Source organism: Halomonas sp. N3-2A, from assembly GCF_002216165.1.
In the GTDB taxonomy this organism is placed as follows: Bacteria; Pseudomonadota; Gammaproteobacteria; order Pseudomonadales; family Halomonadaceae; genus Vreelandella.
This window is the reverse complement of the sequence record NZ_CP022286.1, coordinates 657916-669968: the sequence shown is the minus strand read 5'-3', so window position 1 is coordinate 669968 and position 12053 is coordinate 657916. Positions and strand designations below refer to the sequence as shown.

Annotated in this window: 12 protein-coding genes; 2 read left to right on the top strand and 10 right to left on the bottom strand. The window is 53.2% G+C overall.

Features of this window, described 5'->3' with window-relative positions; translation table 11 throughout:
- Window positions 1–192: 192 nt before the first annotated feature.
- The 6 genes from acpP to CEK60_RS02955 all read right to left on the bottom strand — a co-directional run bounded on the left by acpP (window position 193) and on the right by CEK60_RS02955 (window position 4288).
- Window positions 193–426 (bottom strand): acyl carrier protein, encoded by a 234-nt coding sequence (gene acpP, locus CEK60_RS02980; protein ID WP_008956801.1) that lies wholly within the window; start codon window positions 424–426, stop codon window positions 193–195.
- A 124-nt stretch (window positions 427–550) separates the two neighbouring features.
- Window positions 551–1294: a 3-oxoacyl-ACP reductase FabG gene (gene fabG / locus CEK60_RS02975; protein WP_038485281.1), complete on the bottom strand. Its 744-nt coding sequence runs from the start codon at window positions 1292–1294 to the stop codon at window positions 551–553.
- 66 nt (window positions 1295–1360) lie between these two features.
- A complete protein-coding gene (fabD, locus tag CEK60_RS02970; protein ID WP_089037754.1) occupies window positions 1361–2320 on the bottom strand; it encodes an ACP S-malonyltransferase in 960 nt (319 codons plus the stop codon).
- Between the two features lie 150 nt (window positions 2321–2470).
- Window positions 2471–3490 carry a phosphate acyltransferase PlsX gene (gene plsX / locus CEK60_RS02965; protein WP_089037753.1) on the bottom strand — a complete coding sequence of 340 codons (1020 nt, stop codon included), beginning with the start codon at window positions 3488–3490 and terminating at the stop codon, window positions 2471–2473.
- A gap of 42 nt (window positions 3491–3532) precedes the next feature.
- Entirely contained in the window at window positions 3533–3703 is a 171-nt protein-coding gene (rpmF, locus tag CEK60_RS02960) for a 50S ribosomal protein L32 (RefSeq protein ID WP_009099300.1), read from the bottom strand.
- A gap of 36 nt (window positions 3704–3739) precedes the next feature.
- Window positions 3740–4288, bottom strand: a complete 549-nt coding sequence (locus CEK60_RS02955) for a YceD family protein (protein WP_038485316.1) — start codon at window positions 4286–4288, stop codon at window positions 3740–3742.
- A gap of 162 nt (window positions 4289–4450) precedes the next feature.
- Here CEK60_RS02955 and CEK60_RS02950 point away from each other — a divergent pair, with 162 nt between their 5' ends.
- The gene (locus CEK60_RS02950) at window positions 4451–5053 is read left to right on the top strand and encodes a Maf family protein (protein ID WP_089037752.1); all 603 of its coding nucleotides are present in this window, start codon (window positions 4451–4453) and stop codon (window positions 5051–5053) included.
- A gap of 3 nt (window positions 5054–5056) precedes the next feature.
- Here CEK60_RS02950 and sppA read toward each other — a convergent pair whose 3' ends face one another.
- The 4 genes from sppA to CEK60_RS21975 all read right to left on the bottom strand — a co-directional run bounded on the left by sppA (window position 5057) and on the right by CEK60_RS21975 (window position 8088).
- Window positions 5057–6184: a signal peptide peptidase SppA gene (sppA, locus tag CEK60_RS02945; protein ID WP_089037751.1), complete on the bottom strand. Its 1128-nt coding sequence runs from the start codon at window positions 6182–6184 to the stop codon at window positions 5057–5059.
- A 60-nt stretch (window positions 6185–6244) separates the two neighbouring features.
- Entirely contained in the window at window positions 6245–6895 is a 651-nt protein-coding gene (locus tag CEK60_RS02940; RefSeq protein WP_089037750.1) for an HAD-IA family hydrolase, read from the bottom strand.
- Between the two features lie 9 nt (window positions 6896–6904).
- Complete coding sequence (locus CEK60_RS02935; RefSeq protein ID WP_089037749.1) at window positions 6905–7846, bottom strand: RluA family pseudouridine synthase; 942 nt, start codon at window positions 7844–7846, stop codon at window positions 6905–6907.
- Window positions 7847–7947: 101 nt separating this feature from the next.
- The gene (locus CEK60_RS21975) at window positions 7948–8088 is read right to left on the bottom strand and encodes a hypothetical protein (protein ID WP_157697981.1); all 141 of its coding nucleotides are present in this window, start codon (window positions 8086–8088) and stop codon (window positions 7948–7950) included.
- A gap of 434 nt (window positions 8089–8522) precedes the next feature.
- On the opposite strand from CEK60_RS21975, the gene rne reads away from it, so the two are divergent.
- Window positions 8523–12011, top strand: coding sequence for a ribonuclease E (gene rne, locus CEK60_RS02930; RefSeq protein WP_089037748.1), 3489 nt, complete (start codon window positions 8523–8525; stop codon window positions 12009–12011).
- Window positions 12012–12053 lie beyond the last annotated feature (42 nt).

Here is a 12053-nt window from a genome sequence, read left to right as displayed (position 1 = left end):
AGCTTTCCTCCAGGCATCCATGGTGACACGACCCATCTGGGTCATTTGCTGCAGAGATTTGGTGACTAGTATAACGGAGATTGAACGTTATATTCATTGTGACAGCAAAGCAAAAAAGCCGCCCCTACTCAGGACGGCTTTTTATACGGGTGGGTAAGCACCCCACCCTGGCTCACTGCTTCGACTCAGCCCTTACTGATGGGCGTTTACGTAGTCGATAGCTTCTTGAACCGTGGTGATTTTTTCAGCTTCTTCGTCAGGAATTTCAGTATCAAATTCCTCTTCAAGCGCCATCACCAGCTCAACGGTGTCAAGAGAATCAGCACCCAGGTCTTCAGTAAAAGAAGAGCTGTTCTGGATATCTTCTTCTTTAACGTTCAGGCGCTCTGCCACAACTTTCTTAACGCGCTCTTCAATAGTACTCATCAACGTACTCCAGTCGTTCACATTAGCCGTTTTTGATAACCAGCCATTTGGAAACCGCAAGCCAAAAGCTGCGGGGTAGTTTATAGACGCCCTTAAGCTGACGCAACCGCCAAACCCAAGGCCATCAACGCATATTCATGCCGCCGTTCACGTGTAGCGTTTCGCCAGTGATATAACCTGCAGCATCACTTGTCAAAAATCCAACGGCAGCGGCAATTTCCTCAGGCCCGCCTAAACGCGAAAGAGGAATTTGCTTAAGCAGCATTTCATGCTGCGCTTCAGGCAACGCTTCGGTCATATCCGTTGCAATAAACCCAGGCGCAACCGCATTAACCGTAATTGCACGGGACGCGACTTCACGCGCTAAAGCACGGCTAAAGCCTTCCATTCCCGCTTTGGCGGCGGCGTAGTTAGTTTGGCCTAGGTTACCCATCGTTGCCACTACAGAACTTATCGACACGATACGCCCAAAGCGTGCCTTTGTCATACCACGCAGACACGCCTTGCTAACGCGATAAACAGATTTGAGATTGGTATCCATCACGGAGTCCCACTCATCTTCTTTCATGCGCATTAACAAATTGTCACGGGTGATGCCGGCATTATTGACCAAAATAGTGGGCGCACCAAAACGTTCGCCAATTGTTTTGAGCACCTGATCAATACTTTGCTGATCAGTAACATTAAGGCACATACCGGCACCTTCAATACCATGCTCTTTTAGATCAGCATCAATTTTTTCAGCGCCCGATTCGCTAGTGGCAGTTCCTACCACAATACGTCCTTGACGCCCAAGCTCATGAGCAATGGCTCGCCCAATGCCTCGGCTAGCACCAGTGACTAGTGCAACTCTTCGTTCTTGAGTCATAACGTTCTTCCTTCAACCTAACTAAGCAAGGGTAGCGGAAAATAGCGACTTAACACGCACCATTTTTCACGCACCACCCGCCGACGCCTCACGTGCTAACTCAAGGGCTGAATCCAGGCTATCAGGATCATTTACCGCCAACCCTTTGGCACTACGCACAATGCGCTTATTCAATCCGGTAAGCACTTTACCAGGCCCACATTCAATGAACACATTAGCACCTTGCTCGACCATCGCTTCAACGCAAGATGACCAACGAACGGGCTGATACAACTGCTCGATTAGGCGCGTACGCAATGTCTCAATATCAGCATGGGCTTGCGCATCGACGTTTTGGATAACCGCATAACGAGGGGCACGCAGCTCAATTTTTTGCATAGCGTCGGAGAGTCGCTCAGCAGCTGGCCGCATTAACGCACAATGGGAGGGCACTGACACCGGCAGTGAAAGCGCTCGCTTGGCGCCCGCTTCCTGACAGGCTGCGATAGCACGCTCCACGGCATTTTTGCCACCTGCGATAACAACCTGCCCAGGCGAGTTGTAATTAACGGCAGACACCACTTCTCCTTCAGCCGCTTGGGCACAGGCTGCTTCAACTGCGCTATCGTCAAGCCCAAGGATCGCTGCCATGCCCCCTTCTCCTGCAGGGACAGCTTCCTGCATGGCTTCACCACGCAGGCGAACAAGGCGCACGCCTTCAGCGAACCCCATCACTCCAGCGCAAACCATAGCACTATATTCACCAAGACTATGGCCGGCCATGACACTTGGGCGAGGCCCTTCCAACTCTTGCCAGATACGCCAGATAGCTACGCTGGAGGCAAGTAGTGCCGGCTGAGTGCATGCCGTCGCATTCAACGCGTCTTCTGGACCTTCCTGGACGACTTTCCACAAATCGTAGCCCAGAGCGTCTGACGCTTCCTCAAATGTAGTTCCCACCACACTGTAGCGCTCGGCTAGCTCTCGCAACATTCCAAGCTGCTGAGAGCCTTGCCCGGGAAAAATGAGGGCAAGGGGTTGAGACATGTCGTTCACCTTTGCTCTTGTAGGCATTTGCTCAGTTGAGCGATAAGCGTGCTATTGGCGCCGTTGCTAAAACAGTTTTTGGCACACTCTACTACCACCAATAGCCCGCAAAAAAATATAACGTTTTATTATCTACTACGCTGATAGCGCTCAAGAACGCGACCAGCGTGCTGCAATTCGTACAGGCAAATCATGCTCCACTTCTTGCAATGCACGCTGAATAGCATAATAAAAACCATCCGCCTGGGTGCTGCCGTGGCTTTTCACCACAATACCCTGCAACCCCAAGAGACTGGCCCCATTATAACGTACAGGATCTAGCTCCCGCTTAAGCCTCTTCAGTACAGGCCTGGCCAGTATACTTGCCAAACGCCCACTCAGGCGTGATTCAAACGCCATTTGTACACGCTCCACCAACATACGAGTCAAGCCTTCACTGGCTTTCAACGTGACATTACCAACAAAACCATCGCAAACCACGACGTCAAGATCGCCCTGAAAAATATCCCCACCCTCAGCATAACCAAGGTAGTCAAAGCTTAAATCGCTGGCACTTTCACGCAGCAAACGATCCGCTTCGCGCACATTCGCACTTCCTTTCGTGGCTTCAGAGCCCACATTCAACAAGGCAACACGAGGCCGCTTAATGCGATCCATACACTGAGCCATGGCGGCACCCATCATGGCAAAATCAAACAGCCGGGATGCAGGCGAATCTACATTTGCCCCTAAATCAAGCAAATAACAGCGTCGCCCTCCACGCGCGGGGATTGCGGTACTGATTGCAGGCCTGGAGATACCAGGCAACATACCAAGCTCGCGCCTCGCCAAAGCGACCAAGGCTCCGGTATTTCCCGCACTCACGCCCGCAACTGCTTCACCTGAAGACAGGCTGCGCAGCATACACGCCATGCTGGTAGCATCTCCGCGGCGCATTGCCCAGGCAGCAGTTGCCGCTTGAGAAACACTTTCTGGAGCATCGGCTGCCACCAAACGTGACGTTGCCGCAGCCAAAGGCTGCGGCAAACGCGAAAGTTCAGCATCAATCTGCTGACGCGGACCAAACAGAGTTAATGCTAGGTCGGGGCGTTCAACAACCGCCCTTGCGGAGCCTTCGATAATGGCACGGGGGCCTTGGTCACCCCCCATTACATCAATCGCTAGGCGCACACAGCACCCACCCTGTTTTGCCGCTCATAAAAGCGCTAAGGCTTAAACTTCGACCACTTTACGACCGCGGTAGAAACCGTCGGGAGAAACGTGGTGACGCAGGTGAGTAGTACCGGTTTCTTTGTCCTGAGACAGAGTCGGTGCGCTCAGCGCATCGTGGCTACGACGCATACCGCGCTTGGAACGAGTTTTACGGTTCTGTTGAACTGCCATGGGTGTTTACTCCAAGGTAATTAAGGTAAGTGATGCTTACTTTTTGCCTTTCAAAGCGCCACTGCTTTTCAAAGCATTAAGCACTGCGAAAGGGTTCTTGGCCGGAGCGGAGTCTTCCGCCGTGCCTTCGGTCTTGCTGACCAGCTGCTCCGCCGAGACATGGCATTCGGTCTCATCGTGATAGACCACCTGCGGCAAGCTAAGGATAAGTTCATCCTCTATTACCGTCAGCAAGTCCAGCTGTTCATTTTCCACCAGCACCGGCTCATGACTAGCAGGTAGCTCGGCAGCCAAAGCTTCGTCTGCAATCATTCCTAATAAGAAATCACTGGAAACGTCTTGGCTTAGCGGCACTAGACAACGGCGACAAGGCAACGCCAGGGTCGCTTGCAAATGGCCACGAATTTCGCGACGGCCTTGGGCATCAACGCCAAACTCGAGTACGACATGACAGTCGCCGGTTTGGTCACCTGCTTCTTCAGCTAGGCGTGGCAGCTTGTTCAGCGCCACAATGCCTTCTAGTCGTTCGCGGCGGGCTGCAAGCTTATAAGGCTCAACCCGGCTGGGGATTTGTGAGGTCAACATAGGCGCGCAATGATAGGCACTCGCCCCCCCGCTGTCAAAGCTGTCGGTGCAATTCTTATGAGATTATCTCCCAAAACCACGTAAATAGGCAGGCTACCAAGGTTTCGTTACACTCCTTTGAACGCCGTTTAATGCTCAACCAGGCCTATTAAGGAGAACACTGTGCCTCAAACCGATAACGCGCCGCTTGTCCTGGCATCAAGCTCTCGCTTCCGCCAAGCGCTACTGGACAAGCTACTACTGCCCTATCAGTGCTGCTCTCCAGACATCGACGAAACGCCCTATCCTAATGAGACGCCCAACGCCTTAGTGCACCGCCTGGCACTCAGCAAAGCCAACGCCGTTGCTGAGCGCTTCCCCAATCATTGCATCATTGGCTCTGATCAAATAGCTCTGTTTGAGGGTGACATTCTCGGCAAACCTCATACAGAAGAGCGCGCTCGGGAGAATCTGGCGCGCTTTTCTGGCCAAAAAGTGACTTTTTTGACGGGCTTAGCATTAGTTGATACCCGCCACCAACGGCATCACGTCCATATCGAGCCGTTTGAGGTGGTTTTTCGCTCACTGAGCCAGCAAGAAATTGCACGATATGTTGCCCTTGAGCAACCTTTAGACAGCGCTGGCAGCTTCCGCATGGAAGGACTGGGGATTAGCTTGTTTGAAAAACTCGAAGGCCGAGACCCAAACGCACTCATAGGGCTCCCACTCATCGCACTATGCGACATGCTTCGCCAAGCAGGTATGAACCCACTCGGCGACGCTTAGTCGTTACTGAGCCTGAAAGCGCAAAGGAGCATGCGCATGCTGAAGCCCCAGCACTTCGGCAGCTGTTTGCGTAAAGCGGCGTGTCAAACGCTCGAAGGGGTCTAAGCTGGGCGTATAGTTCTCCCATTCAGCCTCGCCTACCTGCTCACGAGCGACTTGCTCAAGACTGGCCAGCTCATCTATCAAACCTAGCTCTAACGCTTGTTCACCGCTCCAGATAAGCCCTGAGAAAATTTCAGGGCTGTTGCTCAAACGATCACCACGCCCTGCCTTCACATCGTCTATAAACTGCTCATGGGTTTGAGTCAGAACGCCCTGCCAGAAATCAGCAGCCTCTTCATCAAGCGGCTGAAAAGGATCCAAAAAGGCTTTGTTTTCACCGGCAGTCATTACGCGACGCTCTACGCCAATCTGGTTGATCGCTTCCTGGAAGCCAAAGCCAGCATAGATAACACCAATAGAGCCAACCAAGCTTGCACGAGACGCCACGATGCTATCGGCAGCTGAAGCAACGTAGTAAGCGCCGCTCGCACCAATATCCTCTATCACGGCAATAATGGGCTTGTCGCCCTGATCACGCAGCCGCATCATTTCGTCGTAAATACGCTGCGATTGCACAGGGCTTCCACCAGGACTATCAATGTGCAACACAACAGCAGCAGCGCTCTCTGATGACCATGCACGATTCAACCCTTTAATGATGCGTTCAGCATTTGCTGGTGCATCACTGGCAATCACACCATGTACTTCCACCAGTGCTACGTGGCTCTCGGTGGGCAATGAGGCCGTTGGCTCAGCGAGAAACACGCGGTATAGCATTGCTGTTAACGATATCAATACAATCGCTAGCAACATCAAACGAAAGAACAGCTTCCAGCGCCGGGTTCTGCGCTGTTCCGTTAAAACACCGCCAACCCAGCGGTCCATCATTTCCAACTGCGCTAAGCGCTGGCGCTCGCGCAGTGTTTCGGCATCATCACTCTCCGCTCCCGGGAGCGGTTGCTTTTTGGCCTGCCGGACAACCTCCGGCCCATCGGTCCAACGGTCACCACTCTCCTGGCCAGGAAAATCATCACCCGCCTGAGCGCCTCTACCATCACCGCTTCCATCGCGCTGCTGCTCATCACTCATATACGATTCCTAGTGTTCGCTTGATCGTACAACCACTACCCACAGGGGTTGCTAACGCCGCTAACCGTGAAGCCAGTCGAACAGGCTATCTACATCATCCGCCAGCCACACAGGCTGACTAGCCGCCAACCGAGCGGGGGCATGCACACCGTAAGTAACGCCCACACGATCCATATTAATAGACCTTGCCATTTCAAGGTCATACTCGGTATCACCCACCATTACAGCGCGCTCAACGGGCACTTTTAGCTCTTCGAGCAGTTCAAGCAGCATCTGCGGATGAGGCTTAGAGCGCGTTTCATCTGCTGTTCGGCTGGCATTAAACCAACCACCTGACTCTGTTTCGGCAAAAACCCGATCTAGACCACGACGGCTCTTCCCCGTCGCCACCGCTAAACGCTGATAAGGACGTTCACGCAGCCGGGCAACTTGCTCTTTAACGCCTTCAAAAAAAGGCATGGGCGTCGAATCACCATGAACGAAATGGTAGGCATAGCGTTGACGCAAGCGCTCGGCCTGAACCGCTTCAATACCAGGACATAACGTCGCTATCGCCTCAGGCAGGCCCAAGCCAATAATATTCTCGATAGCACTGACGTCTAACTCACTCCACTCGGCATCAGAAGCGGCTGCCTGCATGCAGGCAACAATTTTTGGCACGGAGTTCATCAATGTGCCATCCCAATCAAAGATAATTAGCTCATAGCGCATGTCGCTTCCTTATTTACGAGCACGTTTTAACGCTTCTTCCAATGCTTCAGGCAGCGGTGCTTTCACCGTAACGGGTCGACCATTGCCAGGCTCAGGAAACGTTAATGCACGGGCATGAAGAAATAGACGCCCCAAACCAAGGCGCTGCGCCATATGATTACTTTCGCGGGTACCGTATTTGTCGTCGCCCAATAAGGCGTGCCCAGCATGAGCCGCATGGACACGAATCTGGTGGGTGCGGCCTGTCACAGGCTCCGCCTCTATCAGCGTGACCTTTTCAAAGGTTTCCACTACCGAAAAGTGAGTCCGTGAAACCTTGCCATTTGGATCTACCCGCACTCGCCTTTCACCGTTACCCGCATCAAAGCGGTCTAAGCGGGCACTCACATAGCTCTTCCGAGCAGGCCAGCGCCCAGCCACTAACGCCAAGTAGCGCTTGTCCATTGCATGCTTTTTCAGCGATTCGTTAAGTGTGACGAGCGCATCACGAGATTTTGCCAACAGTAAGCAGCCCGATGTATCACGATCCAATCGGTGGACAAGCTCTAAAAAAGTAAGGTCATCGCGCACTTGCCGAAGCGCTTCAATGAGGCCAATTTTGACGCCACTTCCTCCATGGACGGCCAATCCGGATGGTTTGTTAATCACCATCCAATCGGGTCCTTCCATAATGACGCTACCAATTAATAAATCACGTAAGTTGTCACTCACCTCTTTAACCGCTTCTCTCGGTGCTAATCGCAGCGGCGGCACACGCACTAGATCACCCGCTTGAAGTCGATAATCTACTTTGACGCGCTTTTTATTAACCCTTACTTCGCCTTTCCGCACAATGCGATAAATCAATGCACGAGGAGCGCCTTTTAAACGCGTCATCAGAAAATTATCGATTCGCTGACCTGCTTGTTCCGGGGCGATATCCACCCACTGTACTTCCCGCCCTTCGGACATTAACGCTCACTCCTGGTGTGATCTAATAGCGACAGGCTAAAAACGGCATTCTAGCGTAGACCAATGCGCATTGCGTCAATTGCTGGTAGTTGTCTTTACTGTTATATTCCAAAACGTTCAGCGGCCAAGTGTGGCTTACCCGTAAACAGACACGTCGTAACGGGAGCACTACCACTCTTGCCAAGCGCCTGCCCGACAAACACGCAGGCCAGAGCACAGGCAAAATGGCGTAGTGTACGCATTACCCACACGCCTTACGTACTGGATATACAGTTACTCTGTCGCATGCTTTTTGACGGCAGAGACACTTTTGCTTCGCCCGCAATGGCAGGCAATTGAATTAACAAACGTCACGCCCCAAGCAGCCTATCCTGTTCGTCACAAGGTGCTGCTTGACTTGGGGCGCCAAGTTCAACGCTGTGCCGATGACCGGCGTTGACGAATCGATGAATGCCAGGTGTTGGCGGTGTCAGCAGAGCCGGATGGACGTGACAGCCACCGAAACATGTTCTGCCTCCGCCACGTACTCAACGCCCTTTCGGCCGGGTCGGCATGATTGCCTTCCCGGCTTAATGCGTCAGCATAGCAATGCGCCGAGCACAAGCACGCAGCACCCAGCGATTCGTCTACGCCACGCCTAGACGGCTCGTCGGCTCGCAATGCTATGTGAGACAATATGAAACGGATGCTGATTAACGCAACCCAGCCAGAAGAGCTGCGGGTTGCGCTGGTAGACGGGCAACGCCTTTACGATTTAGACATCGAATCTGGCGCTCGAGAACAGAAGAAAGCCAATATTTACCGGGGCAAAATCACCCGGGTAGAACCTTCCCTTGAAGCCGCTTTTGTTGATTTTGGCGCCGAACGCCATGGTTTCCTGCCACTAAAAGAAATTTCCCGCGAATATTTTATCAAAGATGTGTCTGGTCGCCCTAGCATCAAAGAGGTGCTGAAAGAGGGCCAGGAAGTCATCGTCCAAGTTGATAAAGAAGAGCGTGGCAATAAAGGGGCAGCACTGACTACCTTTATTAGCTTAGCGGGCCGCTTTCTTGTTCTGATGCCGAACAATCCCCGTGCAGGTGGTATTTCACGCCGCATTGAAGGTGATGACCGCAGCCAGCTGAAAGATGCCATGGGCCAACTGACAGTGCCAGACAAAATGGGCCTGATCGTTCGCACCGCCGGTATCGGCCGTAGCCCAGAAGAGCTGCAGTGGGACTTGGATTACCTTGTCCAAGTGTGGGAGTCCATTACCACTGAAGCTGGCAAGCGCTCAGCCCCATTCCTGATTTACCGCGAATCTAATGTCATTATCCGCGCCATGCGCGATTACCTGCGCCAAGACATTGGCGAGGTGTTAATTGACAGCCCCGAGATTCATGCAGAAGCGCTGGGCTTTATTCGTCAGGTAATGCCCTCTTATCAGCAGAAAATTAAACTTTACGCCGATGAAGTCCCTCTTTTCTCGCGCTTCCAAATTGAGTCGCAGATCGAAACTGCTTACCAGCGCGAAGTAAAGCTTCCCTCTGGTGGCTCTATTGTTATCGATCATACCGAAGCGCTAGTCTCGATTGATATTAACTCTGCCCGGGCCACACGCGGCAGCGATATTGAAGAAACCGCGCTGCAAACCAACTCTGAAGCAGCCGATGAGATTGCGCGACAGTTGCGCCTGCGTGATATCGGTGGTCTCGTCGTTATCGACTTTATCGATATGGGCCCTGCGCGCAATCAGCGTGAGGTTGAAAACCGCATGCGCGATGCCCTGAAGCTGGATCGTGCACGCGTTCAGATTGGTCGGATTTCTCGCTTTGGCTTGATGGAAATGTCACGCCAGCGGCTGCGCCCCTCGCTAGGCGAAACCAGCGGCGTTGTTTGTCCGCGCTGTAACGGCCAAGGCACTATTCGTGATGTTCGCTCGCTTTCGCTCTCTATCATGCGCCTGATTGAAGAAGAAGCCATGAAAGAGCGCAGCGCACAAATCCGCGCCATTCTTCCAGTACCTGTCGCCACCTACTTGCTGAATGAAAAGCGCAGCGTTCTGGCAGACATCGAATCACGTCAAGGCGTACGCGTAGTTCTCCTGCCGAATCCCGAAATGGATACGCCGCATTACGACGTTCAGCGACTACGTGATGACCACCTAGACGATGATGAAAGCCTGACGCTATCCAGCTTCGAACTTTCGACTGATACTGAAGTAGGCAAAGAACCCGATCCTAGCTTCACTCCGCCCGCCATGCGCGCTGAAGCAGCGGTTAAAAGCGTTGTACATAATGCACCAGCGCCCGCCTCTCTTCAGACTGAAGAAAAGGCAGAGAGAGCTGCCAAAGCAGATAAAGCCGTTACAGCGACTCCCACCGTCACTGAAGAGCAACCCAGTGTGATTGGCCGCTTTATCAGAGGCTTTGCCAAACTGCTAGGCGGTGAAGATACCAGCACGAGCCAGCCCGAACCGGAAGCTCCTGTTGCCCGCAAGCAGCCTGAGAGAACGAGCAAAAATCGCTCACAGCGCAGCGAAAGCAAGCCAAAGCCTGCCCGTGAACGTGGCGAAAGCGCCAGCAGAAACGAGCAGCGCAGTCAGCAGCAATCGAGCAATCAACAGCCGAGTAACCAGCAGCCTAGCCAACCGCGCAACGCTGATAATAACGACGACGCTAACGATAAACGTAGCGGTCCTAGTCGTACTCGCAACCGTCGACGCCACCCTCAGCAAGACGAGGCCAAGCTCCAGGACAATGATCAAAAGAGCAGTCGTCAAAAAGAGCAGCAGACAAACCTAGCGGCCAAAGAGTCATCTAAAGATGAGGCGGCTAAACCTACTGCTCAACCAGAAAATCGTCGCGATAAACCACGTGATGCCAAGCCGAAAAACGAAGCTGCCCGTGAGCCTGCATCACAAACGGACGACAAACAGGATGACGGCAAGCCGAAACGCACGCGTAACAATCCGCGCAACCGCACGCGTAAACAGGCCGTTAATCCTCAAGCCGAAGCGGAACAGCTGAAACTGCAAGCCGCAGCGGCTGAAGCTCCTTCTGCTGAAGCTGCTGTTGAATCACCGGCGGTAGAAGCGCCTGCTGTTGAAGTGAACAGCAGTAAAGCAACGCCGGCCAGCCCCTCTTTACAAGATGAGGCCAGCACAGCTGCCACACCAAGCGTTGAAGTAGCCACTGAAGCGCCTGAACCAGCGGTAGAGGAATCAGCAGCTGCCGATGGAACAACGGCTGAGCGCCCTGCCGAAAAGGCGGAGAAAGCACGCAAGGCTACGCGCCAGCGTCGCCAACCTCAGCAAGCGGCAGAGAAAGCGGAACCTGAAGCAGAGGAAGGTGTAGAGAAAAGCGCTGAGGCCAAACCTCAACAGCCAACTTATGATGCAACTGCTCAAGAAGCGCCCCAAGAGGCGGCTAGCGGTTCGTCTGAGGTCGTGAAAGCTGATGCGGGAGTAGAGCTGGAGGAAGAGAGCACTTCAAACGTGAAAGAGCTTGATACCGCCAACAGCGAATCAGTAAGCTCACGTGACGAAGAAACTGCAAAAGAGACCGACAAGCCCCAGCAGTCGCTATCTCAAGCTGCTGAGCCTCAAGAACCTTCTGAGTCTCAGGAACCTGTATTGCCTCAAGAACCTCAGGAGACGGCACAAGAGACACCCGCAGACGTCGACACACATGCAGAAGCGCCGAAAGCTGCTGAGACTGCTGAGACTGCTGAGACTGCTGAGACTGCTGAGACTGCTGAGACTGCTGAGACTGCTGAGACTGCTGAGACTGTCGACAGTGACGCTAACACTCAGACACCGTCGCAAAGCGTAGCAGCTAGCATTGAAGCAAGCTCACCAGAGTTTGCTGAGCAGCCGGAAGCATCTTCTTTAGACAGCGACGCAGTGAGCAATACAACTGTTTCAGACACGAGCGCTGCTTCAGAAACCGCGAATGACAGCGCTGCTGCTCAAGAAAGCACAGAGCCACAGCCTACATTGGCGACTAATGAAGAGGTTCAAACGCCTTCACCAGAGGCCCCCGTTGAAACAGTGGCACCTGAAGAAGCAAAGCAAGCGCCTGCTACTTCTACCCAAGACGAGGCACCTAAGCCACGCCGCCGCCGTCGTGCTCATAACGATCCTCGTGAACTGCGTAAACAAGCACAGAACACGACTAATGAGTGATCGCTAGTACTCGACACTAGCACTAAAAACCCCGCTAAGCGG

Bases quoted from the DNA above. Each gene is read 5' to 3' on its own strand.
- rpmF (WP_009099300.1), bottom strand. From the start codon at position 3,703: ATGGCAGTTCAACAGAACCGTAAAACTCGTTCCAAGCGCGGTATGCGT.
- fabD (WP_089037754.1), bottom strand. From the start codon at position 2,320: ATGTCTCAACCCCTTGCCCTCATTTTTCCCGGGCAAGGCTCTCAGCAG.
- acpP (WP_008956801.1), bottom strand. From the start codon at position 426: ATGAGTACTATTGAAGAGCGCGTTAAGAAAGTTGTGGCAGAGCGCCTG.
- CEK60_RS21975 (WP_157697981.1), bottom strand. From the start codon at position 8,088: ATGCGTACACTACGCCATTTTGCCTGTGCTCTGGCCTGCGTGTTTGTC.
- rne (WP_089037748.1), top strand. From the start codon at position 8,523: ATGAAACGGATGCTGATTAACGCAACCCAGCCAGAAGAGCTGCGGGTT.
- fabG (WP_038485281.1), bottom strand. From the start codon at position 1,294: ATGACTCAAGAACGAAGAGTTGCACTAGTCACTGGTGCTAGCCGAGGC.
- sppA (WP_089037751.1), bottom strand. From the start codon at position 6,184: ATGAGTGATGAGCAGCAGCGCGATGGAAGCGGTGATGGTAGAGGCGCT.
- CEK60_RS02955 (WP_038485316.1), bottom strand. From the start codon at position 4,288: ATGTTGACCTCACAAATCCCCAGCCGGGTTGAGCCTTATAAGCTTGCA.
- CEK60_RS02935 (WP_089037749.1), bottom strand. From the start codon at position 7,846: ATGTCCGAAGGGCGGGAAGTACAGTGGGTGGATATCGCCCCGGAACAA.
- CEK60_RS02940 (WP_089037750.1), bottom strand. From the start codon at position 6,895: ATGCGCTATGAGCTAATTATCTTTGATTGGGATGGCACATTGATGAAC.